This is a genomic window from uncultured Piscinibacter sp. (assembly GCF_937952055.1).
Classification (GTDB): domain Bacteria; phylum Pseudomonadota; class Gammaproteobacteria; order Burkholderiales; family Burkholderiaceae_C; genus Piscinibacter.
In genome coordinates, this window is record NZ_CALFYO010000019.1 from 544496 (window position 1) to 566424 (window position 21929).

Sequence of the window (21929 nt, forward strand, 5' to 3'; positions counted from 1 at the left end):
GCGGCGCCATGTCGCTCGCGCTCAAGCTCGCCCTGGCACCGCTGCTGGTGGCGCAGGCGGTGGCGACGAGGCGGCGTGCCCCGCGGCTGCCCGAGGCCGACGGGCCGCGCGAGGGACGCCTGGGCGAGGGCGAGCGGCTGTCGCTGCTGATCGTCGGCGACTCCTCGGCGGCCGGTGTCGGCGTGGCCACGCAGGACGAGGCGCTGGCCGGGCACCTGGTGCGCGCGCTCGCGCAGCGCAGTTCGCGCCGGGTGCACTGGCAGCTGGTGGCTCGAAGCGGCATCACCACCGCGCAGGCGCTCGCACTGCTGCGCGACGTGCGGCCGGCGCCGGCCGAGATCGCCATCGTGGTGCTCGGCGTCAACGACGTCATCGAGCAGGTGCCCTCGCACCGCGCCGTTCAGCAGCGTGCCGCACTGGCGGACTGGCTGCGCCATGCGGCCGGCGTGCGCCACGTGGTGTTCGCGCCGCTGCCGCCGGTGCACCGCTTTCCCTTGCTGCCGCAGCCGCTGCGCCACGTGATGGGCCGCGACGCCATGCGCCACGACGCGGCACTGGCCGGCTGGGCGGCCACGCGCGATGACGTCTCGCACGTGCCGATCGCGCTCGAGCTCGGGCCCGAGCACATGGCCGAAGACGGCTTCCATCCCGGCGAACCGGTCTACCGCGCCACGGGCGAGGCGCTGGCGCGCTTCATCGCCGATCGACTGATCCATCTGGAGGAGACGAACCCATGAACCTGCACGGCAAGACGCTCTTCATCACCGGCGCCTCGCGCGGCATCGGCCTGGCCATCGCGCTGCGCGCGGCACGCGACGGCGCGAACGTCGTCATCGCGGCGAAGACCGCCGAGACCAACCCCAAGCTGCCCGGCACCATCCACAGCGCCGCGGCCGAGATCGAGGCCAGCGGCGGCCGGGCGCTCGCGCTGCAGACCGACATCCGCGACGAGGCCAACGTGCTCGCCGCGGTGGAGCAGGCGGTGGCGCGCTTCGGCGGCATCGACATCCTGGTCAACAACGCCAGCGCGATCAGCCTCACGCCCACCGACGCCACGCCGATGAAGCGCTTCGACCTGATGTTCGGCGTCAACGTGCGCGGCACCTATCTCTGCACCCAGGCCTGCCTGCCGCACCTGATCAAGTCTGCGCGGGACGGGCGCAACCCGCACGTGCTGAACATGTCGCCGCCCTTGTCGATGCGCGAGCACTGGTTCGCGCCGCATGTCGCCTACACGATGGCCAAGTACGGCATGAGCGAGTGCACGCTGGGCCATGCCGGCGAGTTCCGCAAGCACGGCATCGGCGTCAACAGCCTGTGGCCGCGCACCGCGATTGCCACCGCGGCGCTGCAGATGATCCCGGGCGTGGATGTCTCGAAGTGCCGCACGCCGGAGATCCTGGCCGACGCGGCCTGGCACGTCCTGACCAGCGACGCCAAGACCACCACCGGCAACTTCTTCATCGACGACGCGCTGCTGGTGCAGCACGGCGTCACCGACTTCGACCGCTACAGCGTCACGCCGGGCAACCGCGACTTCATCCCCGACTTCTTCGTCGACTGATCAGCCACCCGGACTGCGAGCCTGCACCGTCTCGCCAGCCACGAAGAAGGCGCCGCCGGACTGGTGGTGCAGCGTGCGCAGTTCGGCCGGCGAGTCGGGCCGCCAGCGGCCGTTCGCGAAGACGCGCTCGTCGGCCTGCGCCGCGAGCACTTCGGCGACGAACAGGTCGTAGGCCTGCTGGTGGTGAGGCTCGACGATCACGCGGCATTCCAGCCAGGCCACGCAGCCTTCCACCAGCGGGGTGTCGATGCGCTGGGCGGGAAAGCTCGCCAGGCCACAGTCGGCCAGCTTGTCGGCACGCGCCGCGCCCGACAGGGTGCCGGCGGCAAAGGTGGCGTCGGCCAGTGCACGGCAGGGCACGCTGAGCGCGAAGTGGCCGCTGGCCTCGATCAACGTCCGCGTGAAGGTGTTCCTGTCGATCACCACCGTCACCTTCGGCGGGTCGAAGTCCAGCGGCATGGCCCAGGCGGCGGCCATCACGTTGCGGCGTCCGCCCTGCGCGGCGCTGACCAGCACGGTGGGGCCGTGGTTGAGCAGGCGGTAGGCCTGCGGGAGGGGCACCTCGCGGCGGTGGGCGGAAGTGGTGAAGCTCATGCGCCGGATTGTGGGCGCTGCGCGAGGCCGTCGAAGAAGGCAGCGATCGCCTCGGCGGCCACGTCGGGCGCCTCGAGATGCACGAAGTGGCCGGCATCGGGCTGCATCTCGAACTGCAGGTCGCTGAAGAACTCGGGCAGCCGGTCGGTCCACGACCCCTTCAGCACCGGGTCGTGCGCACCCCACAGCACACGCGTCGGCGTGGCGATGGGCGGCGGCGGCGTGCTGCGGCCTTCGATCACCACCATGCGCGCCGCGTGGATGCTGCGATACCAGTTGAATCCGCCCTGCAGGTTGCCGGGCTGCATGAAGTTGTCGACCCAGGTCTCCAGTTCCGGCGCGATCCAGTCCTGCCGGTGCGACCAGTGGGCGAGGAAGTTGCGCAGGTAGATCCGGCAGGCCTCGCGCGAGGACCCCACCAGCTCGGCGGCCCAGGTCTGCTGGTGGAAGAACTGGTACCAGGTCTCGAGCAGGTGGCCGGGTTCCACCCAGCGCGTGCCGATGCCCGGGTAGGCGCAGTTGAAGAAGAACAGCCCGTTGATGCGCTCCGGGGCGCGCCGAGCGATGGTCTGTGCGACGAAGGAACCGACGTCGTGCGCGACCAGGCCGAAGCGCTGCAACCCCAGCGCGTCGGCCAGCGCCAGCGTGTCGGCGGCGAGCTGCTCGGGCGTGGCGTCGCGCGAGGGCATGAGCGAGGTCTTGGCCGAGTCGCCGAAGCCGCGGAAGTCCGGCGCCGTCAGCGCGTAGCGGCCGGCCAGGCGCGCCATCACCGGCCGCCAGGCATGCGACCACTCGGGCCAGCCGTGCAGCAGCACCAGCGGCATGCCGCTGCCGGCCTGCAGGCAGTGCAGTCGCAGGCCGTTGGCGTCGACGAAGCGGGAGTCGATGGCTGTCATGTGGTGTCCTCTCACAGGCCGCGCGCGCCGGAGGCCAGGAAGCCGCCATCCACCGGCAGCACGGTGCCCGAGATGTAGGCCGCGTCCTCCGAGGCGAGGTAGATCACCGCGGAGGCGATCTCGCCGGTGCTGCCGTAGCGGGCCATCGGGATGGCGCGCGAGTACTCCTGGCGGAACTGCTCGGTGTGCAGCGTGCGCGTCATCGGCGTGTCCACCGGCCCCGGCGCCACCGCATTGGCGGTGATGCCGTGCTCGGCCAGCTCGACGGCCATCTGCCGCGTGAGTGCGATCACCGCGCCCTTCGAGGTGCCGTAGGCGGTGCGCCCACTGCCCACCGCGCGCAGGCCGGCCACCGAGGCGATGTTGACGATGCGGCCCCAGCGCCGGCGCAGCATCAGCCGCGCCGCATGCTGCGAACACAGCAGCGTGCCGGTGACGTTGACCGCCATCGTGGCGATGAAGTTGTCGAGCGGGAAGTCGAGGAAGGGGAAGACCTTGGCGATGCCGGCGCAGTTGACCAGCACGTCGCAGCGGCCGTGCGTCTCGTCCACCTGAGCGAAGGCGCGCGCCACCGAAGCGGCGTCGGCCACGTCCACCGGCAGCGCGCGGGCGTCGGCGCCGCCCTCGCGCAAGGCCCGGGCGGTGGCCTCGGCGGCGGCGACGTCGCGGTCGGCCACCCAAAGCGCGTCGCCGCCGGCGGCGAGCCGGTGGCAGACCTCGGCGCCGATGCCCATCGCGCCGCCGGTGACGACGGCGACGCGCGAAGCGGAAGAAGGGGTCATGGGGAAGGATCTCCGGAGTGGCCGCGCCAGGCGCGGACGAAGTAGTCGGTGCCGCCCATCTGGCCGCCCTTGAGCGCGACCTGCACGCCGTCGACATGGGCGGCGCCGCCCACGAAGCGACACAGCGGCGCGCCGGGAGCGAGCCGAGCCTCGATCTGCAGCGCCTGCGGCGCGAGTGCTTGGGCGATGCGGCTGGACGTGTCGCCGCCCGAGAGCAGCAGGCGCGGCAGGGGCGTACGCTGCAGCAGCGCCTCGACCACCTCGCCGAGGCGCTGCCCGAGGCGGCGTCCGCCTTCGTGTCGGGCCTGCTCGCGGGTGACTCCGTGGGCTTCGAGTGCTGCCAGCATGGCTTCGATGCGCACATCGTGCGGGCCGCGCGCGGTGTGCAGCATCACGCTGCGGCCGGCGGCCAGCGCGGTGCCCGCCGCGTCGACCAGCGCATCCCGGGCAGCGTGCCAGCCGTTGTCGGCGACCAGCGCGCGGGCATCGACAGGCAGGTCGGCGAAGCCGGCAGCCAGTGCGGCCTCGATCTGCAGCGCGCTCAGCGGCGAGGCGCTGCCCGAGACGGCGAGCACGCGGTCGACCGGCTCCACCGTGCCGGCGGCGGTCGCCGCGGGCAACTGGCCGCTGTCGCGCCACCACTGCGTCAGCGCATACTCCAGGCCCGAGGAGCCGACCGCGAAGCGTGCGTGCCCGGCCGGCGACGACAGCCTCTCGAGCTGGCGCCCGAGTGCGGTGAGGTGCGAAGGCTCGCTGCCGTCGAACAGCAGCGCGGCGGGCCGGTGCGCCAGCACGCGGTCCACTTCCGCATCCAGCGCCGCGCGCCCGGCGGCGATGTGCGGCAGCGTCACGCTCTCGATGCGCAGTGCCGTCTGCGCGCCGAGGTGGCGAATCAGGTCGGCCTCGCCCATGGGCGTGACAGGATGCTGCGCCATGACCGGATGGCGGTCGATGCGGTGCACGCGGCCGTCGGTGCCCGAGCGCGCGAACAGGTTCCCGAAGACACAGTAGCGGCCCAGCGCCGGCGTGGCGGCGACGATGGGCATTGGCCCGTCCCCGAAGGCCTCGCGCGCGAGCTCCATCACCGTGCCGATGCTGCCCATGTGCGGCGCGCTGTCGAAGGTCGAGCAGACCTTGTAGTGCATCCAGGGCACGGGCAGCGCGGCCAGCGCGCGCAGCACCGCGGGCAGTTGCGCGCGCATCTCGGCCGGAGTCATCGCGCGGCTGTCGATTGCCACGCCGATCGCATCGAAGGGGCCGAGTGCCGTCAGCGTCGCCTTGTCGGGCACCTGCAGGAACAAGGCGCTACGCAGCCCGGCGAAGTGCAGCACCTCCAGCGCGTCGGTGGCGCCGGTGAAGTCGTCCGCGAGGAAGGCCAGACGCATCGGGGTCAGGCCTTGCCGAAGTGCGCCAGCGCCGCGCGCAGCGCCGGGTGCGTCTTCGCGTACTCAGCCAGCGGCACGCCGGAGCGGGCCGCCTCCCAGCCCTCGCGCAGGCTGGCCACGCCGGCGGCGATGCCATCGGGGTGGGCGATGATGCCGCCTCCGGCCAGGTGCATCAGATCGGTCGAGCCCAGCGCGGCCCACAGGTCGGGCGCCTGCTCGGCCCACTGGCCCGAGGAGAACACCGGCATCATCGGCTTCACGCCGGCCCAGGGCGCGAGGCAGGCGCGCGCCGAGCGGATCACCGACTCGTCGCTTTCCCAGAACTTGCTGCGGATGCCGTTGACATGGAGGTGATCCACGCCGGCCAGCCGCCACAGCTTCTGCCAGGCGGTGAACTCGATGCCCAGCGACGGATGCCGGGTCAGCGCGCCCCAGCCGTTGCGGTGGCCGTGGATCGGCAGCTGCGCATGACGGCGCAGGTGCTCCACGCCGGCGAAGCCCACGGCCTGGATGCTGACCATCACGCAGCTGCCGCCGGCGGCCAGCACCGCTTCGTGCCGGTGCAGCATCTCGTCGATCGATCCGGAGATGTTGAAGGCGTACATCGGCATGCGGCCGAGGCGGTCGGCATGGCGGTGCAGCACCGGCAGCACCGCGGCCAGGCGCTGCTCGAAGGGCGCGTAGGGCGGGTCGGCCATCAGCTCGTCGTCCTTGACGAAGTCGATGCCGCCGTCGCACAGCGCGTCGACCAGTTCGGCGGTCTGCGGGGGCGTGAGGCCGATGCTCGGCTTGACGATGGTGCCGATCAGCGGCCGGCCGTGCACGCCGGCGTGCTCGCGCGTGCCGGTGATGCCGAACTGCGGGCCGCCGAACCGCGCCGCGTAGTCGTCGGGCAGATCGAGGTCGAGCAGTCGCAAGCCTGTGACCTCGCCGAGCTCGAACAGGTTGCCGGCCACGGTGGCCAGCAGCGTGGCGAGGTTGGCGCCGACGTTGGCCACCGGGAAGGCGATCTCGATTTCGGCGCGGTGGTGCACGCCGGCATGCGCGCGGCGCTCGACGAAGGCGCTGGGCAGCGAGGCGGTGTTCGCAGGCTCCAGCGGCTGGATGGCAACGACGCGCGCGCGGGACCGTTGCTTCAGTTCATCGGTCTCGCCGGGCAGCGCGAGAAAGGTGCCGCTGGACTGCTCGCCGGCGATGACCTCCGCCACCTGCTCGGGGGGCCAGGGGCTCTCGACGACGTAGCGGGCGGTGAACTCGGCGCGGGGAGGCTGGCTGGACATGGCCTGCTGAGTGTCGCCGGGGTTCGCTCAGGGCACCAGCAGCAGCGGCGTCGTCGCTCCCTCGGCCTCGAGCGCACGATGCGCCTGCGCGGCCTCGGCCAGCGCGAACAGCCGGGGCGTGCCGACGCCGAGCACGCCGGAGCCCAGCGCCGCGAACACACGACCGGCCATCGCTTCGCGCACGGCGGCCTCGCGCAGGTGGTGGAAGATGATCGGCCGCGTCAGACTCAGCGAGCGTGTGGCCAGCTGCGCCACCTCGAAGGGCGCCACCGCGCCCGAGGCCTGGCCGAAGTTGACGAGGTGGCCGCAGAAGCCCAGCGACTGCAGCGAGCCCTCGAAGGTGTCGCGGCCGACTCCGTCGTAGGCCACCGCCACGCCGGCGCCACCGGTGGCTTCGCGCACGCGCTGCGCCACATCGTCGCGCCGGCTGTCCAGCACCAGCGTGCAGCCGGCCCGTGCGGCCGCCTCGGCCTGGCCGGCATGCGCCACGGTGCCGATCACCTTCGCGCCGAGGTGCTGCGCCCAGCGGCACAGCAGCTGGCCCACGCCCCCGGCCGCCGCCTGCACCAGCACCCAGTCGCCGGCGCTGACGCGGTGCACGCGCCGCAGCAGCATGTCGGCGGTCAGCCCGCGCAGCAGCACCGAGGCCGCCGCGTCGTCGCTCACTCCGTCGGGCAATCGCAGCAGCAGCGCGGCGTCGATCAGCCGCTCGCTCGCGTAGACGCCGTAGGCGCCGCTGACGTAGGCCGCGCGGTCACCCGGCCGCCACGTCGTCACTCCTTCGCCGCACTCGACGACGACGCCGGCCGCCTCGATGCCCGGCGTTCCGGGCAGGTCCAGCGTGCGGTACATGCCGTTGCGCACGTAGACGTCGTGGAAGTTCACGCCGATGCGCGTGTGCCGCAGCCGCACCTGGCCGGGGCCGGGCGATGGCACATCGATGCGGCGCAACTGCATCACCTCGGGCGCGCCGTACGCTTCGATGACGATGGCGTCGGTCATGAAGTCATCCGTGCGCTGCGGCCCGCGGCGAGGCGTCGCCGGGGCCGCTCAGGTCCGACGCGTTCAGCTCGATTCGGTGCGCGAGCCGGCTCATGACCGGATGCCACGCATGCGACCACTCCGGCCAGCCGTGCAGCAGCAGGAGGGACGCCGCAGCGCGGCCGGCCTGCAGGCCGTGGACCTGCAGGCCGGCGCCCGGGAGCCCGACTGAAAACGCGTCGATCTTCGCTGTCATGGACTCCGGTTCCGCCTCACTGCGTCTGCAGGTAGACGACCTGGGTCTCCATGTACTCGTACAGGCCGTGCTTGCCGTCGGCGCCGCCGATGCCGCTCTTGCGGCGGCCGGCGTGGAAGCCCTGCATCGCCTCGAAGTGCTCGCGGTTGACGTAGGTCTCGCCGAAGCGAAGCTCGCGTGCTGCCTTCATCGCCGCGTTCAGGTTCTGCGTGAACACCGACGAGGTCAGGCCGTACTCGCTGTCGTTGGCCAGGGCCAGCGCCTCGTCCAGATCGTCGACGACACGGATCGGCAGCACCGGGCCGAAGATCTCCTTCGTCATCACGTCCATGTCGTCCCTGCAGCCGACCAGCACGGTGGGCTCGTAGTGGAAGCCCGGACGGTCGGCGACGCGGCCGCCGGTGCGCACCTGCGCGCCCTGCTTCTTCGCCGCTTCCACCAGCGCGGCCACCTTGTCCAGGCCGGCCTGGTTCATCAGCGGGCCCATGTGCAGGTTGGGGTCGGTCAGCGGGTTGCCGTACTGCGTCTCGGCCATCAGGCGCGTCACGCGGTCGGCCAACTTGTCGGCGATGCCGCGCTGCACGTAGACGCGCTCGGCGGCGTTGCAGACCTGCCCTGTGTTGAGCACGCGGCTGTTGAACAGGGCGTTGGCGGTGAGTTCCAGGTCGGCGTCGTCGAGCACGATCGCCGGCGCCTTGCCGCCGAGCTCGAGGTTCACGCGCGTCAGGTTCTTCGCGGCGGCCTCCATGATCTTCATGCCCGTGCCGACGTGGCCGGTGAAGGAGATCAGGCCCACGTCCTTGTGCGCCGACAGCGCCGCGCCGGTGTCGCGCCCGCCGGTGACGAGGTTGAACACGCCCTTGGGCAGGCCGCACTCTGCCAGCAGCTCGGTGAAGTCGAAGGCGTTGAGCGGTGTCTCCTCGCTCGACTTGATCACGATGGTGTTGCCCGCGACGAGCGCCGGTGCCATCTTGCGGGCGATCAGGAAGAACGGGAAGTTCCACGGCAGGATGCCGGCGACCACGCCGATCGGGCGGCGGTGCAGGTAGATCGTCTCGCCGGGGCGGTCGCTGTTGAGGATCTCGCCCTCGATGCGGCGCGCCCACTCGGCCATGTAGTCCATGTAGCTGGCGGTGAAGTCGATCTCGACCTCGGCCAGCGGCAGGATCTTGCCCTGCTCCAGTGAGATGCGGCGCGCCAGGCGCGTCTTGTGCTCGCGCAGCTTCTGCGCCACCGTGCGGATGAAGCCGGCGCGCTGGATCGCCGGCAGGCGCTCCCAGGCCGGCTGCGCGGCGCGCGCGGCGGCCACCGCGCGGTCGACGTCGGCCGCGTTGGAGTCGGGCACCGTGGCGATGAACTCCTGGGTCGACGGGTTGTCGACGTTGATCGTCTTCGTGGACGAGGGCTTCACCCACTCGCCGTCGATGTAGTTGCGTTCAAACTTGTCCATGTCGTCTCTCCTGTTGGCGGGTGGGATCACTTCTCGAGCTTGTAGACGAGCACCGTGCCGCCCTGCGGCACGGGCTGCGGCTTGCCGGTCAGGCTGTCGATGCCGCTTTGCATGCGCTGGGCGTCCACGCCCCAGCCGGACTGCACCGCGATGTACTGCTCGCCCTTGACCTGGAAGGAGGTCGGCACGCCGGTCACGCCGGACGGCGTGGCGGTCTCCCACAGCACCTTGCCGGTGCTGGCGTCGAACGCCCGGAACTTGCGGTCGTTGGTGCCGCCGGCGAACACCAGGTTGCCGGCCGTGGTGAGCAGCGGCGCCCACAGGTGCGTGTCGAACTTGTGCACCCAGGCCATCTTGCCGGTCTTCAGGTCCCAGGCCTGCAGCTCGCCGATGGTCGAGGGCTTCTTGCCGTCCTTGTAGCGCAGGCTGCCCAGCACGCCCTCGATCGGGTAGCCGATGTAGAGGTCGCCCTTCTTGTACTTGGTCGGCTCGGCCTCGGGCAGCTCGGCGCACAGGTTGTTGTTGGCCGGGATGTAGAACAGGCCGGTCTTCGGGTTCCAGGCCTCCGGCGGCCAGTCCTTGCCGCCCCACAGCGACGGGCAGAAGCCCACCGCCTTGCCCATGCCCGGCGTCTTCGCCGGGTCGTAGCTCGGCCGGCCGGTCTTCTTGTCGATCGCCGTGAAGACGTCGTTGTGGACGTAGGGCTGGGCGTCGATGAAGCCGATCTTGCCGTTGGGCTGGCGCTCCAGCATCCACAGGTAGCCGTTGCGGCCGGCGTGGATCGCGGCCTTGACCTGGCGGCCCTTGACCTCGGTGTCGATCAGCACGGGCGCGCTGACCTCGTCCCAGTCCCAGGCGTCGTTGTGGTGGTACTGGTGGTGGCCCTTGATGGCGCCGGTGTCCACGTCCAGCGCGATCGCGCTGGTGGTGTAGAGGTTGTCGCCCTTGCGGCCTTCGGTCGGCCACGGCGCCGGGTTGCCGGTGCCCCAGTAGGCGAGGTTGGTGGCCGGGTCGTAGGTGCCGGTGATCCAGATGCTGCCGCCGCCGTTCTTGTACGACTCGCCCGGCCAGGTGTCGCCGCCCGGCTCGCCGGGGGCGGCGGTGGTGAAGGTGCGCCAGGCTTCCTTGCCGGTGGCGGCGTCGTAGGCGGCCACGAAGCCGCGCACGCCGGTCTCGCCGCCGGAGGAGCCGACCATGATCTTGCCCTTGGCGGCCAGCGGCGCGAGGGTGATGTACTGCAGCGCCTTCGGGTCGCCCACCTGGACCGTCCAGGCGACCTTGCCCGTCTTCGCATCCAGCGCCACGAGGGCCGCGTCCACGGTGGCCACGTAGACCTTGTCGCCGTACAGCGCGACCCCGCGGTTGGTCGGGTGCAGCTGCATCAGGTCGCCGGGCAGTTCCTTCTTCCAGCGCCACAGCTCGATGCCGCTGGCGGCGTCGAGCGCGATCACCTGCGCGCCGGGCGTGGTCACGTACATGTAGCCGTTGTTGACGATCGGCGGGGCCTGGTGGCCTTCGGTCTGCCCGGTGGACAGCGACCACGCCAGGCGCAGCTTGCCGACGTTCTTGCTGGTGATCTGCTCCAGCGGGCTGTAGCCCCAGCCGCCGTAGTTGCCGCGGTACTGCAGCCAGTTGCCCGGCTCGGGATGGGCCAGGCGGGCGTCGGTCACCGGCGCGTACGGCGCGAGGTCGACCTCGCCCTGCGCGGCAGCGAGCAGGGGCATCGCCAGCGCGACGGCCGCGGCGAGCTGGTTCAGGGGCATCTTCATTCGTCTCTCTCCTTGGGTTGTCGAGGGTCGTTGCGGGGCGATGTGGCGTTCAGGCGCTGCCGCCGGGGTCGGCACTGAAGCCGCCGGCGACGACGAGCTGGTCGCCGTCGAGCTTCAGCGGGACGAAGGGCAGGGCGCGGCTGGCCGGGCCGGCGACGACCTTGCCGTCGTCGAACAGGTTGAACTTCGACGAGTGGCAGAAGCACACCAGCACCTTCTCCTTGGACAGCCAGGTCTTGACGTCGCAGGCTTGGTGGGTGCAGATCGCCGAGTAGGCGAGCACGCCGCCGACGGCGCGCGCACGCGTTTCGGGGCTCATGTCGGCCTCCGGCAGGCGCACCAGCACGACCTTGTTCAGCCGCGTCTCGTCGCGCCGCTTGCCGGTCTGGGCGTCGAACGGATAGGCCAGCACCGGCTTGCCCGGCTTGAGATCGGCCACGCGCAACGGCACCGGCGTGCCTTCGGCGTCCTCCTCGACGAGGCGGTCGCCGGCCGTGGCCGCCACGGCCGGGCGGCCGACCACCGCGAGCGGTGCGACGAAGCCGGCGGCGGCGATGCGGATCACCCTGCGGCGGGGGTGGCTGACGGGCGGGTGGTCGGTGCAGCAGCAAGAAGGCGTCGATGACATGGGCAGTCTCCAGGCTATGGACTTACTGTAGTCTGAATTCAGAATTCCGCACCCCGTAGATTCCCTGAGTTCTGAATTCAGAGTGCCTTGTTGCACGTCGGTGTTCGGTCCGCGGCCGGGCGTGCGCCTCAGCGCGACGCCAGCAGCGCGACGGCGGCGGAGAAGCTGAGGAAGGCGCCGGCCGTGCTGAACAGGACGATGCGCGCCAGGCGGCCGGCGTCGGCGCGGAAGCGCTCGGCCAGCATCGGCACGTTGCTCGCGCTGGGCAGCGCGGCCACCAGCACCAGCACCGTCGCGGCGAAGGGATCGAGCGGCAGGCCCAGCGCGATGGCCAGCCGCCCGAGCGCGAGGACGAGCAACGGGTGCACCAGCAGCTTGTAGGCGACCACCTGGGCGACGCCGCCGGGCATCGCGCTGCGCTGCGTGCTCATCTGCGCGCGTGCCAGCACGCCGCCGAGCGCGAACAGCGCCACCGGCGAGGCGGCGCCTGCCAGCAGCTCCACCACGCCCATCACCGCAGGCGGCGCCTGCAGGCTGCTGGCCGACGAGAGGCTGCCGAGCACGATGGCCCAGGGCAGCGGGTTGGAGACCATGCCGCGCAGCGCGCCGGCCACGGCGTGGGCTGCACCCTGCGAGCCGGCCGCGCCGAGCCGCGACAGTGCGATGCACAGCGATGAGGTCGCCACCATGTCGATGGCCAGGGCCACGATCGCCGGCGCCGCGGCCCGCTCGCCGAGCAGGGCCACGAGCAGCGGCACGCCGATGAAGCCGGAGTTGGGGAAGGCCGCCACCAGCGCGCCGAACGAGGCGTCGTTCCATCCGCCCACACGTCGCCGCGTCGTCGCCACGCTCAGCGCGACCATCACGCCGGCGCTGAGCAGGTACAGCGAGACCACGCCGGCGTCCATCAGCTTGGCGATCGGGGTGCTCGCGGCGAAGCGGAACAGCATGCAGGGCAACGCGAAGAAGAGCACGAAGCCGTTGAGGCCGGGAATCGACTCCAGCGGCATCCAGCGCAAGCGCGTCGCCGCCCAGCCGGCAAGCACGAGGCCGAAGAAGGGCGCGGTGACGGCGAAGATGTCGAGCATGGCGGCAGGCTCAGGCGAGCCCTGCTTCCTCGACCAGCCGCCAGCCCGCCTCGGCCAAGCGGCGGGCGCGCTGCCCGGTGGCTTCGGCATCGGCCGCCGTGGCATTGCCCTGGCGCGCGCGGGCGAGGATGCCTTGCAGGATCGCCGCCATGCGGAACATGTTGAAGGCCAGCAGGTAGTGCCACTGCGCCGGTTCCGGCGCGACGCCGCCGCGGCGCGCAGCGTAGCGCGCCAGGTACTCGGCCTCGCCGGGGATGCCCAGCGCCGCCAGGTCGTGGCCACGCAGGCCGCGAAACTCGTCCGGGCTCAGCCGCCAGGCCATGCCGTGGTAGGCGAAGTCGACGGCCGCGTCGCCCAGGGTCGAGAGCTCCCAGTCGATCACCGCCAGAGCGCGCGGCTCGCTGGGGTGGAAGATCAGGTTGTCGAGGCGGTAGTCGCCGTGCACCAGCGCCGGCGCCGCGTCATCAGCGGGGCGATGCGCCGGCAGCCAGTCGATCAGGCGTTCCATGGCCCCGATGCACTCGGTCTCGCTGGCGCGGTACTGGCGCGTCCATCGTTCGAGCTGGCGGCCGAGGTAGTTCTGCGGCCGCCCGTAGTCCGCCAGGCCCGCAGCCGCCGGATCGATGGCGTGGATCGCCGCGATCACGCGGTTGAGCTCGTCGTAGATCGCGGCACGCTCGTCGCGGTGCAGGCCCGGCAGCGACGGGTCGGCGAACACGCGGCCATCGAGGAAGTCCATCACGTAGAAGGGCGAGCCGATCACGCCGGCGTCCTCGCACAGCGCGTGCACCTTCGGCACCGGCACCTCGCTGCCGTGCAGCGCGGCGAGCACGCGGTGCTCGCGCTCGACGGCATGCGCCGAGGCGAGCAGCACGCCCGGCGGCTTGCGCCGCAGCACCCAGTGGTGCTCGCCGGCCTCGACGCGGTAGGTCGGGTTCGACTGGCCGCCGGCCAGCGGCGTGAGCCGCGGCGTGCCGCGGAAGTCGCCGGAGTGGGCGCGCAGCCAGCCGCCCAGGCGCTCGACGTCCTGCGGGCTCACAGGCTGCTCACCAGGTGACCGCCGTCGACCGCCAGCACCGCGCCGGTGACGAAGCGGCCGGCATCGCCGGCCAGCAGCAGCAGCGGACCGTCGAGGTCCTCGGGCTGGCCGAAGCGCTGCTGCGGGATGCGGGCGCGCAGCCGCTCTCCGGCCGGCGAGGCGAGGAAGTCGCGGTTCAGCTCGGTGACCACGTAGCCGGGCGCCAGCGCGTTGACACGGATGCCGTGCCGCGCCAGCTCGAGCGCCATCGCGCGCGTCAGGTGCAGCAGCCCCGCCTTCGAGGCGCAGTAGGGTGCCACGCCGCCGGCGATGCGCTCGCCGGTGATCGAGGCGATGTTGACGACGGCCCCCGGCCGCTGCGCCGCCACCAGGCGCCGCGCGCCTTCCTGCGCCACGCACCAGGCGCCCTTGAGGTTGGTGTCGACCACGCCGTCCCAATCGGCCTCGCTCTGTTCGAGCAGCGGCCGCGAGACGGCGACGCCGGCGTTGTTGACGATCAGGTCGGGCGCGGCGCGCCAGGCGGCGACGGCGTCGAAGCCTGCGCGCACGCTGGCGGCATCGGACACGTCCATTGCCACGGCATGGGCCGCGCCGCCGCTGGCGGCAATCTCGTCCACGACCGCCTGCAGCTTGTCGGCCCGGCGTGCCGCCACCGCCACCGCGGCGCCGGCGGTGGCCAGCGTGCGTGCGAAGTGCCGGCCCAGGCCGCTGGAGGCACCGGTGACCAGCGCGACGCGGCCGTCGAGCCGGAAAGCGGTGTCCAGCCCGCTCATGCGGGCGCTCCGGCCGGGCGCACACCCTTGAGGATGTGCTTGGCGAGGCTCCAGCGGTGCACTTCCGACGGGCCGTCGTAGATGCGGAAGCCGCGCATGTCGGCGAAGATCTTCGCCACGATGGTCTCGCCGGTGACGCCCTGGCCGCCGAGGATCTGCACGCAGCGGTCGGCCACGCGCCACACCGCTTCGGACACCATCACCTTGGCGCGGCTCGATTCGTGCAGCGCCAGGTGGCCCTGGTCGAGCACCCAGGCGCAGTGCCAGATGGTCAGGCGGGCGAGGTGCATGTCCATCTCGTTGTCGGCGAGCATGAAGCCCACGCCCTCGTGATGGCCGAGCGGCTTGCCGAAGGCCTCGCGGCGCCGCGCGTAGTCGGTGGCGACATCGTGCGCGCGGCGTGCCGCGCCGAGCCAGCGCATGCAGTGCGTCAGCCGCGCCGGCGACAGCCGCACCTGCGCGTAGCGGAAGCCCTGGCCGACTTCGCCGAGCACGTCGTCGGCGTGCACGCGCAGGCCGCTGAAGCGCACCACGCCATGGCCACCGGGGAAGCAGGTGTCCAGCGTGTCCATGTTGCGCTCCAGCGTGATGCCGGGCGCGTCCATCGGCGCGAGGAACATCGTCGCGCCGGCATCGGGCACGCGGGCCATGACGATCGCGAAGGCCGCGCCGTCGGCGCCGGTGATGAACCACTTCAGGCCGTCGATGACGTAGTGGTCGCCGTCGCGCACCGCGGTGGTGGCGAGCATCGACGGATCGGAGCCCGCGCCCGGCGCCGGCTCGGTCATGCAGAAGCAGGAGCGCGCGCGGCCTTCGGCCAGCGGGCGCAGGAAGCGCTCCTTCTGTGCCGGCGTGGCCACCTCCTCCAGCAGGTGCATGTTGCCCTCGTCGGGCGCGAACACGTTGAGCGCGATGGGGCCGAGCGGCGAGTAGCCGGCCTCCTCGAAGGCGATGGCGCGGCCGACGTGGCCGAGTCCCAGGCCGCCGTACTCGGGCGAGGCGTGCGGCGAGAGCAGTCCGGCCGAACGTGCGCGGGCGGTCAGATCCTCGCGCAGCGCTTCGTGCGGGCCGTGCGCGCCGTGGCGCGGGTCGCCCTCGAGGGGAATTACCTCGTCGGCGACGAAGCGACGGATGCGGGCCTGCAGGTCGGCCAGATCAGGGGGCAGGGCAAAGTCGATCATGGCTTCTTGGCTCCATCGCGCCAGGCCTGCTCGGCCTCGTCCCAGGCGCCGAGGGCCTGCAGGTCGGGCACCCAGGCGAGACCGGACTTCGCGTCCGACGACGCGGCTTCGGGCGTCACCAGCACGTCCAGCAGGGCCGGACCACCGGCCCGGAGCGCCTCGAGCGCGCGGGTGATGGCACCGGGCAGGTCCTCGGCGCGCTCGACCCGCTCGCCATGGGCGCCGAAGGCGCGGGCCATCGCCGCGTGGTCGGCGAACTGCAGCCGCGTGCCGACCACCTTGCCGTGCGTCTCCTGCTGGTCGCGCACCTCGATCGCCCAGGAGCCGTTGTTGGCCACCACCACCAGCACGGGCGCGCGATGGCGCACCGCGGTGTCGATCTCCATCGCGTTGAAACCGAACGAACCGTCGCCGGTGGCCACCACCACGGTGCGGCCGGGGCAGGCCAGCGCTGCGGCCACGCCGAAAGGCGTGCCCACGCCGATGCAGCCCAGTGGGCCGGGGTCGAGGTAGGTGGCGGCGGCCAGGCCGACGCGCGCGAAGCTGAGGAAGTCGCCGCCGTCGGCCACCAGCACGGCGTCGCGCGGCAGCGCGCTGCGCAGCGCGGCGAGCAGGCGGTTGGGGTGCATCAGGCCGTCGCTGCCAGCCTGTGCCTCGGCCATTGCGCCGACCAGCTTGTCGGCGCGCGCCAGGTGCTTGCGGCGCAGTTCCTGCGCCCAGGCGCGGTCGACCGCGGGCGCGCGCGCGCCGGCCGCGGCGACGATCGCCTCCAGCGCTGCCGAGGGCGTGGCGAGGATCTCGGCCGCGCCGCGGCGGTTGTCGCGCAATTCGCTGGCGCAGTCGGCGATGCGCACGAAGCGCGCCGGGCCGAACACGGCCGGTGAGCCGTAGGCCAGCTGAAAGTCGAGCCGGCGCCCGATGGTCAGCACCACGTCGGCTTCGCTCATCACCGTGCCGCGCATCGCCGCCACCACGGAAGGGTGGTCGTCGCCGACCAGGCCGCGGCTCTCACCAGTGTCGAGGTAGGGCGCGCCGAGGCGGTCGAGCAACTGCCGCAGAGCACCCTCGGCGCCGCGCGCGCCTCGTCCGGTGATGACCAGCGGCCGCTTCGCGTTCCACAGCAGATCGACGGCCTGCGCCACCGAAACGGGGTCGGGCAGCAGCCGGCGCGGCACTCGCGGCGCGAACAACTCCGGCAGCAGCACTGCGGGCGAAGGCTCGGCGCGCAGCGTGTCGACGGGAAAGTCGAGGTAGGCCGGGCCCGGCTCGCCGCCCTGGCCGAGCGCGCGCGCGACCGCCTCGTCGAGCTCCTGCAGCACCAGGTCGGGCTCTCGCACGGTGCGGGCGTAGCGCGTCAGCGGCCGCACGAACTCGGTGTGGACCATGTCCTGAAGCGCGCCGCGGTTCTCCTGCGCGCGCGGCGGCGTGCCGGAAAGGATGAGCACCGGCGCGCGCGCCACGTGGGCATTGGCGATGCCGGTCATCGCGTTGGTCACGCCGGGGCCGGCGGTGACCATCGCCACGCCGAGGCCACCGCTCATCTCGGCGTGCGCGTGCGCCATGTAGACGGCGGCACGCTCGTCGCGCACGTCGACGATGCGGATGCCCTCGGCATCCAGCCGCATCCAGATCGGCATGATGTGGCCGCCGCACAGCGCGAACACGCGGTCGACGCCGCGCGCCTTGAGGAAGCGCGCGACCAGCGCGGCGCTGCAATGTTCGGTGACGGTAGGGCTGCTCATGGGCCTCTCCAACGCAAGACGGGACCCGATAGTAGCACTCTGAATTCAGAATGCGAATATCCGTGAAAATCCTTATAGAACTCTGAATTCAGAGTTCTACGATGCAGGCCATCAGCCGGAGAACCTCATGAACCATCTGCTCACCGTGGCCGACGCCGTGGCCACCCACGCCCGCCTGACCCCGCTCAAGCTCGGCGCACGCGACTCCAGGCGCGAACTCAGCTTCGCGCAATGGCACGAGCGTGCCACCCGTCTGGCCAACGGCCTGCTCGGGCTCGGTCTGGCCAAGGGCGACCGGGTGGCGCTGCTGGCCTACAACTGCGTCGAGTGGATGGAGATCTACGTGGCGCTGGCCCGCGCCGGGCTCGTGGCCGTGCCGCTCAACTTCCGCCTGACCGCGCCGGAGATTTCCTACATCGTTCAGGACAGCGAAGCGCGGGCCTTCATCGTGCAGGACGACCTGACCGAGCGCGTCGGCCCGCTGCGCGACGAGGGCCTGATCGCGCCGCAACGCTGGGTGCACTTCGGTGCCGCCACACCTGCGGGCTGGAGCGGCTACGAAGCGATGATCGCCACCGCCTCGGCGCAGGCGACCGAGATGCGCGTGCGGCCGGCAGACCCCTGCGCGCTGATGTACACCTCGGGCACCACCGGCCGGCCCAAGGGCGCGATCCGCAGCCACGAGGGCAACACGCTGATCGCGATGGCCACGGCGCTGGAGATGGGTTTCACCCGCGACGACACCGCGCTGCTGGTGATGCCGATGTGCCATGCCAACTCGCTGTACTTCAGCCACACGTTCACGCACCTGGGCGCCGCCTGCGTGATCGACGACCGCAAGAGCTTCGACGCCGAGGCGCTGCTGGCCACCCTGGCCAGCCAGAGGATCACCTTCACCTCGCTGGTGCCGACCCACTACATCATGATGCTGGGCCTGCCGGCGGCGACGAAGGCGCGCTACGACGTCAGTGCGGTCGAGAAGCTGATGATCTCGTCGGCGCCGGCACGCAAGGAGACCAAGCTCGCCATCCTCGAGCACTTCCGCAACGGCAAGCTCTACGAACTGTACGGATCGACGGAGGCTGGCTGGGTCACACTGCTGCGCCCGCACGAGCAGATCGACCGCCTCGGCTCGGTGGGCCGCGAGTGGCTGGGCTCGGGGCCGATCCGGCTGCTCGATCCGCAAGGCCGCGAGGTGCCCGACGGCGAGGTCGGCGAGCTGTTCTCGCGCACGCCCTACGTGTTCGACGGCTACTGGAAGAACCCGCAGAAGACCGCCGAGGCTTTCCGCGGCGACTGGTGTTCGGTGGGCGACATGGCACGCCGCGACGAGCACGGCTACATCCACCTGGTCGACCGCAAGAGCAACATGATCATCAGCGGCGGGGAGAACATCTACCCTTCCGAGGTGGAGAGCGTGATCGGCGCGCACCCCAAGGTGAAGGACGTGGCGGTGATCGGCGTGCCGCACGAGAAGTGGGGGGAGGCCGTGAAGGCGGTGGTGGTGCTGCACGAGAAGGCGCAGGTCGACGAGAAGGAACTCTTCGACTGGTGCCGCACGCGCATGGCCGGGTATAAGCGGCCGCAGTCGGTGCTGTTCCTTGCCGAGACCGAGATGCCGCGCACGGCCACGGGAAAGATCCTGCATCGCGTGCTTCGCGACCGGTTGGTGGCCGGATAGGCAGGACGCCCTCCAAGGCCGGGTCGGAGGCAGGGCTAGACTAGAGCTTGCGCATGCCGAAATCCAACCCGTCGGTGCGCCTCTTCCGATGAAGGCACTGTCCATCCAACCCAACCTGGTCGAACAGGTGCGCGACGCGCTGCTCGACGAGATCGCCTCGGGCCAGTTGGCGCCGGGCGACCGCATCATCCAGGAGCAGATTGCGCACGCGCTGGGCGTGTCGCGACAGCCGGTGCAGCAGGCGCTGGCGCTGCTGCGCAACCAGGGCGTGCTGCAGGATGCGCCGGGCCGCGGACTGATCGTCGCGCCGCTCGACCCCGACCACGCCCAGCACATGTACGACATGCGCGCGGTCATCGAGGGCATGGCCTCGCGACGTGCCGCCGAGACCAACGCCGAGAAGGCCGCGAAGTTGGGGCCGGCACTGATCGAGGCCGGACGCAAGGCGGTGGCCAGCGGTTCGGTGGCCAGGATGATCGCCGCCGACATGAAGTTCCACGAGTTCATCTACGGCCTGTCGGGCAACCCGCTGGTGGCGCCGGCGTTGGCCACGCACCTGACCTACACCCAGCGCGTGATGGGCGAAGTGCTGCTGCGCGACGAGAAGCCCCGCGACATCTGGGACCAGCACGCCGCCATCCTCGACGCCATCGCCGAAGGCGACGGCGAGCGTGCCGAAGCACTGGTGCGCGCGCACATCACCCAGGCCGCGGGCTTCATGGTTGCGCGCCTGCGCGGCCAGGCCGAGACGCCGAGCATCGGCTAGGCGCGGGCTGCTGCCATGACGATGTCGGCAGGATTGCGCTAACCTGCGCGCTCCGCCACGCGCGGCGGGCCGCCTCACCGGGCCGCCCGCCGCTTTGTTTTCGGTGGGCCGGCCTGCCGACCGCAGGTGCGGCCCGGCAGCATCCCGACCCCGGAGAGCCCGCGTGTTCCGCTTCTTCGAGAAGTTCGTCCATCCGTATCCCGACGCCGAGTCTGGCGAGCCGCCCAAGGGCCTGCTCGCCTTCGTCTGGCACTGCACCGAGGGGATGCGACCCTACATCCTGGTGATGACGCTGGCCACCGCGGTGATCGGCGCGTTCGAGGCGCTGCTGTTCGCCTTCCTCGGCAGGGTGGTGGACTGGCTGGCCCAGGTCGCGCCGGCGCAGCTGTGGGCCACGCACGGCGGCACGCTCGCGCTGCTGGCGGGCGTGCTCGCCGGCAGCCTCGCGCTGGTGGCACTGCAGTCGATGCTCAAGCAGCAATCGCTGGCCGGGAACTTCCCGATGCGGCTGCGCTGGAACTTCCACCGCCGCATGCTCGGCCAGAGCATGGCCTTCTACCAGGACGAGTTCGCAGGCCGCATCGCCACCAAGGTGATGCAGACCGCCCTGGCGGTGCGCGACACGGTGATGGTGATCACCGACATCCTCGTCTTCGTGGTCATCTATTTCGTCACCATGGTGGCGGTGGTGGGCAGCTTCGACGCGTGGATGCTCGCGCCCTTCGTCGGCTGGGTGGCGCTGTACATCGTGGCACTCGCGTACTTCGTGCCGCGCCTGGGGAAGGTGGCGCAGGAGCAGGCCGATGCGCGCTCGCTGATGACCGGGCGCATCACCGACGCCTACACCAACATCGCCACGGTCAAGCTGTTCTCGCACTCGCGCCGCGAGGCCGGCTATGCGCGCTCGGCGATGCAGGAGTTCCTCGTCACCGTGTACCGCCAGATGCGGCTGGTGACCGCCTTCGAGATCGTCAATCACACGCTGTCGATGCTGCTGGTGGCTGGCACCACCGGCATGGCGCTGTGGTTATGGACGCAGGGGCAGGTGGGTGTGGGCGCGATCGCCGCCGCCACCGCGATGGCGCTGCGTCTGAACGGTATCTCGCACTGGATCATGTGGGAGATGGCCTCGCTGTTCGAGCACATCGGCACGGTGCAGGATGGCATCAACACGCTGTCGCGGCCGCATCTCGTGGTCGACCGGCCGGACGCCAAGCCGCTCACGGTGCCGCGCGGCGAGATCCGCTTCGAGGCGGTGGACTTCGCCTACGGTCGCGCGGCGGGCACGGCTGCGCGGGTGATCGAGAAGCTCTCGCTGACCATCCGACCGGGCGAGAAAATCGGCCTGGTGGGACGATCGGGCGCGGGCAAGTCGACCATCGTCAACCTGCTGCTGCGCTTCTACGACCTCGAGTCCGGCTGCATCCTCATCGATGGCCAGGACATTGCCGGCGTCACGCAGGATTCGCTGCGCGCTCAGGTGGGCATGGTGACGCAGGACACCTCGCTGCTGCACCGATCGGTGCGCGACAACATTCTTTACGGCCGCCCCGACGCCACCGACGCGCAAATGGTCGCCGCGGCGCAGCGCGCTGAGGCGCACGAGTTCGTGCAGGACCTCACCGACCCGAAGGGGCGCAACGGCTACGACGCGCACGTCGGCGAGCGCGGCGTCAAGCTTTCCGGTGGGCAGCGCCAGCGCATCGCCATCGCCCGCGTGATGCTCAAGGACGCGCCCATCCTGCTGCTCGACGAGGCGACCAGCGCGCTCGACAGCGAGGTCGAGGCGGCGATCCAGGCGAGCCTGTACCGCTTGATGGAGGGCAAGACGGTGGTGGCCATCGCGCATCGCCTGTCGACCATCGCGGCGATGGACCGCCTGATCGTGCTCGACCGCGGCCGCATCGTCGAGGAAGGCGACCACCGCAGCCTGCTCGCGCGCGGCGGCATCTACGCGCGGCTGTGGGCGCATCAGAGCGGCGGGTTCCTCGGCGAGGACGTCGGCGACGAGGACGAGCCGCAGCGCGCCGAGGCCACGACGGCCTGACGGGGTAGGGATTCGCCGCTGCGGCGG

The 21929-nt window shown here is 71.4% G+C and carries 20 protein-coding genes; 5 read left to right on the forward strand and 15 right to left on the reverse strand.

Annotated elements, in window-relative coordinates:
- The first annotated feature begins 8 nt into the window (after window positions 1–8).
- Together Q0599_RS10060 and Q0599_RS10065 are read left to right on the forward strand one after the other, a co-directional pair.
- Complete coding sequence (locus Q0599_RS10060) at window positions 9–737, forward strand: SGNH/GDSL hydrolase family protein (RefSeq protein ID WP_298829071.1); 729 nt, start codon at window positions 9–11, stop codon at window positions 735–737.
- Window positions 734–1564: an NAD(P)-dependent oxidoreductase gene (locus Q0599_RS10065; protein WP_298829073.1), complete on the forward strand. Its 831-nt coding sequence runs from the start codon at window positions 734–736 to the stop codon at window positions 1562–1564. Before Q0599_RS10060 ends, Q0599_RS10065 begins: the two co-directional genes overlap by 4 nt.
- On the opposite strand, the gene Q0599_RS10070 is transcribed toward Q0599_RS10065, so the two are convergent.
- The 15 genes from Q0599_RS10070 to Q0599_RS10140 all read right to left on the reverse strand — a co-directional run bounded on the left by Q0599_RS10070 (window position 1565) and on the right by Q0599_RS10140 (window position 17408).
- A complete protein-coding gene (locus Q0599_RS10070) occupies window positions 1565–2158 on the reverse strand; it encodes a flavin reductase family protein (RefSeq protein WP_298829075.1) in 594 nt (197 codons plus the stop codon).
- A complete protein-coding gene (locus tag Q0599_RS10075) occupies window positions 2155–3054 on the reverse strand; it encodes an alpha/beta hydrolase (RefSeq protein WP_298829077.1) in 900 nt (299 codons plus the stop codon). Before Q0599_RS10075 ends, Q0599_RS10070 begins: the two co-directional genes overlap by 4 nt.
- Before the next feature lie 11 nt (window positions 3055–3065).
- Window positions 3066–3836 carry an SDR family NAD(P)-dependent oxidoreductase gene (locus tag Q0599_RS10080; RefSeq protein WP_298829079.1) on the reverse strand — a complete coding sequence of 257 codons (771 nt, stop codon included), beginning with the start codon at window positions 3834–3836 and terminating at the stop codon, window positions 3066–3068.
- The gene (locus Q0599_RS10085) at window positions 3833–5221 is read right to left on the reverse strand and encodes a four-carbon acid sugar kinase family protein (RefSeq protein ID WP_298829081.1); all 1389 of its coding nucleotides are present in this window, start codon (window positions 5219–5221) and stop codon (window positions 3833–3835) included. The genes Q0599_RS10080 and Q0599_RS10085 overlap by 4 nt, the downstream gene beginning before the upstream one ends.
- 5 nt (window positions 5222–5226) lie before the next feature.
- Window positions 5227–6501, reverse strand: a complete 1275-nt coding sequence (locus Q0599_RS10090) for a ribulose-bisphosphate carboxylase large subunit family protein (RefSeq protein ID WP_298829082.1) — start codon at window positions 6499–6501, stop codon at window positions 5227–5229.
- Window positions 6502–6528: 27 nt separating this feature from the next.
- Entirely contained in the window at window positions 6529–7503 is a 975-nt protein-coding gene (locus Q0599_RS10095) for a quinone oxidoreductase (RefSeq protein WP_298829083.1), read from the reverse strand.
- 4 nt (window positions 7504–7507) lie between these two features.
- Complete coding sequence (locus Q0599_RS10100) at window positions 7508–7738, reverse strand: hypothetical protein (RefSeq protein WP_298829084.1); 231 nt, start codon at window positions 7736–7738, stop codon at window positions 7508–7510.
- Window positions 7739–7754: 16 nt separating this feature from the next.
- Complete coding sequence (gene aldA / locus Q0599_RS10105) at window positions 7755–9188, reverse strand: aldehyde dehydrogenase (protein WP_298829085.1); 1434 nt, start codon at window positions 9186–9188, stop codon at window positions 7755–7757.
- Window positions 9189–9214: 26 nt separating this feature from the next.
- Window positions 9215–10957: a PQQ-dependent dehydrogenase, methanol/ethanol family gene (locus Q0599_RS10110; protein ID WP_298829087.1), complete on the reverse strand. Its 1743-nt coding sequence runs from the start codon at window positions 10955–10957 to the stop codon at window positions 9215–9217.
- 49 nt (window positions 10958–11006) lie between these two features.
- Window positions 11007–11585, reverse strand: a complete 579-nt coding sequence (locus Q0599_RS10115; protein ID WP_298829088.1) for a Rieske (2Fe-2S) protein — start codon at window positions 11583–11585, stop codon at window positions 11007–11009.
- A 128-nt stretch (window positions 11586–11713) separates the two neighbouring features.
- Complete coding sequence (locus tag Q0599_RS10120; protein WP_298829089.1) at window positions 11714–12673, reverse strand: AEC family transporter; 960 nt, start codon at window positions 12671–12673, stop codon at window positions 11714–11716.
- A 10-nt stretch (window positions 12674–12683) separates the two neighbouring features.
- A complete protein-coding gene (locus tag Q0599_RS10125; RefSeq protein ID WP_298829345.1) occupies window positions 12684–13676 on the reverse strand; it encodes a phosphotransferase in 993 nt (330 codons plus the stop codon).
- A 32-nt stretch (window positions 13677–13708) separates the two neighbouring features.
- Window positions 13709–14485 (reverse strand): SDR family NAD(P)-dependent oxidoreductase, encoded by a 777-nt coding sequence (locus Q0599_RS10130; RefSeq protein ID WP_298829091.1) that lies wholly within the window; start codon window positions 14483–14485, stop codon window positions 13709–13711.
- The gene (locus Q0599_RS10135; protein ID WP_298829347.1) at window positions 14482–15663 is read right to left on the reverse strand and encodes an acyl-CoA dehydrogenase family protein; all 1182 of its coding nucleotides are present in this window, start codon (window positions 15661–15663) and stop codon (window positions 14482–14484) included. The genes Q0599_RS10130 and Q0599_RS10135 overlap by 4 nt, the downstream gene beginning before the upstream one ends.
- Window positions 15663–17408, reverse strand: a complete 1746-nt coding sequence (locus Q0599_RS10140) for a thiamine pyrophosphate-binding protein (protein ID WP_298829092.1) — start codon at window positions 17406–17408, stop codon at window positions 15663–15665. The genes Q0599_RS10135 and Q0599_RS10140 overlap by 1 nt, the downstream gene beginning before the upstream one ends.
- Before the next feature lie 127 nt (window positions 17409–17535).
- Between Q0599_RS10140 and Q0599_RS10145 the strand changes: the two genes are divergently transcribed.
- The 3 genes from Q0599_RS10145 to Q0599_RS10155 all read left to right on the forward strand — a co-directional run bounded on the left by Q0599_RS10145 (window position 17536) and on the right by Q0599_RS10155 (window position 21902).
- Window positions 17536–19089, forward strand: coding sequence for a class I adenylate-forming enzyme family protein (locus Q0599_RS10145; protein ID WP_298829093.1), 1554 nt, complete (start codon window positions 17536–17538; stop codon window positions 19087–19089).
- Window positions 19090–19177: 88 nt separating this feature from the next.
- Window positions 19178–19855: a GntR family transcriptional regulator gene (locus Q0599_RS10150; RefSeq protein WP_298829094.1), complete on the forward strand. Its 678-nt coding sequence runs from the start codon at window positions 19178–19180 to the stop codon at window positions 19853–19855.
- 163 nt (window positions 19856–20018) lie between these two features.
- A complete protein-coding gene (locus tag Q0599_RS10155) occupies window positions 20019–21902 on the forward strand; it encodes an ABC transporter ATP-binding protein (RefSeq protein ID WP_298829096.1) in 1884 nt (627 codons plus the stop codon).
- The last annotated feature ends 27 nt before the right edge of the window (window positions 21903–21929 follow it).

Bases quoted from the DNA above. Each gene is read 5' to 3' on its own strand.
- Q0599_RS10060 (WP_298829071.1), top strand. From the start codon at position 9: ATGTCGCTCGCGCTCAAGCTCGCCCTGGCACCGCTGCTGGTGGCGCAG.
- Q0599_RS10065 (WP_298829073.1), top strand. From the start codon at position 734: ATGAACCTGCACGGCAAGACGCTCTTCATCACCGGCGCCTCGCGCGGC.
- Q0599_RS10070 (WP_298829075.1), bottom strand. From the start codon at position 2,158: ATGAGCTTCACCACTTCCGCCCACCGCCGCGAGGTGCCCCTCCCGCAG.
- Q0599_RS10075 (WP_298829077.1), bottom strand. From the start codon at position 3,054: ATGACAGCCATCGACTCCCGCTTCGTCGACGCCAACGGCCTGCGACTG.
- Q0599_RS10080 (WP_298829079.1), bottom strand. From the start codon at position 3,836: ATGACCCCTTCTTCCGCTTCGCGCGTCGCCGTCGTCACCGGCGGCGCG.
- Q0599_RS10085 (WP_298829081.1), bottom strand. From the start codon at position 5,221: ATGCGTCTGGCCTTCCTCGCGGACGACTTCACCGGCGCCACCGACGCG.
- Q0599_RS10090 (WP_298829082.1), bottom strand. From the start codon at position 6,501: ATGTCCAGCCAGCCTCCCCGCGCCGAGTTCACCGCCCGCTACGTCGTC.
- Q0599_RS10095 (WP_298829083.1), bottom strand. From the start codon at position 7,503: ATGACCGACGCCATCGTCATCGAAGCGTACGGCGCGCCCGAGGTGATG.
- Q0599_RS10100 (WP_298829084.1), bottom strand. From the start codon at position 7,738: ATGACAGCGAAGATCGACGCGTTTTCAGTCGGGCTCCCGGGCGCCGGC.
- aldA (WP_298829085.1), bottom strand. From the start codon at position 9,188: ATGGACAAGTTTGAACGCAACTACATCGACGGCGAGTGGGTGAAGCCC.
- Q0599_RS10110 (WP_298829087.1), bottom strand. From the start codon at position 10,957: ATGAAGATGCCCCTGAACCAGCTCGCCGCGGCCGTCGCGCTGGCGATG.
- Q0599_RS10115 (WP_298829088.1), bottom strand. From the start codon at position 11,585: ATGTCATCGACGCCTTCTTGCTGCTGCACCGACCACCCGCCCGTCAGC.
- Q0599_RS10120 (WP_298829089.1), bottom strand. From the start codon at position 12,673: ATGCTCGACATCTTCGCCGTCACCGCGCCCTTCTTCGGCCTCGTGCTT.
- Q0599_RS10130 (WP_298829091.1), bottom strand. From the start codon at position 14,485: ATGAGCGGGCTGGACACCGCTTTCCGGCTCGACGGCCGCGTCGCGCTG.
- Q0599_RS10140 (WP_298829092.1), bottom strand. From the start codon at position 17,408: ATGAGCAGCCCTACCGTCACCGAACATTGCAGCGCCGCGCTGGTCGCG.
- Q0599_RS10145 (WP_298829093.1), top strand. From the start codon at position 17,536: ATGAACCATCTGCTCACCGTGGCCGACGCCGTGGCCACCCACGCCCGC.
- Q0599_RS10150 (WP_298829094.1), top strand. From the start codon at position 19,178: ATGAAGGCACTGTCCATCCAACCCAACCTGGTCGAACAGGTGCGCGAC.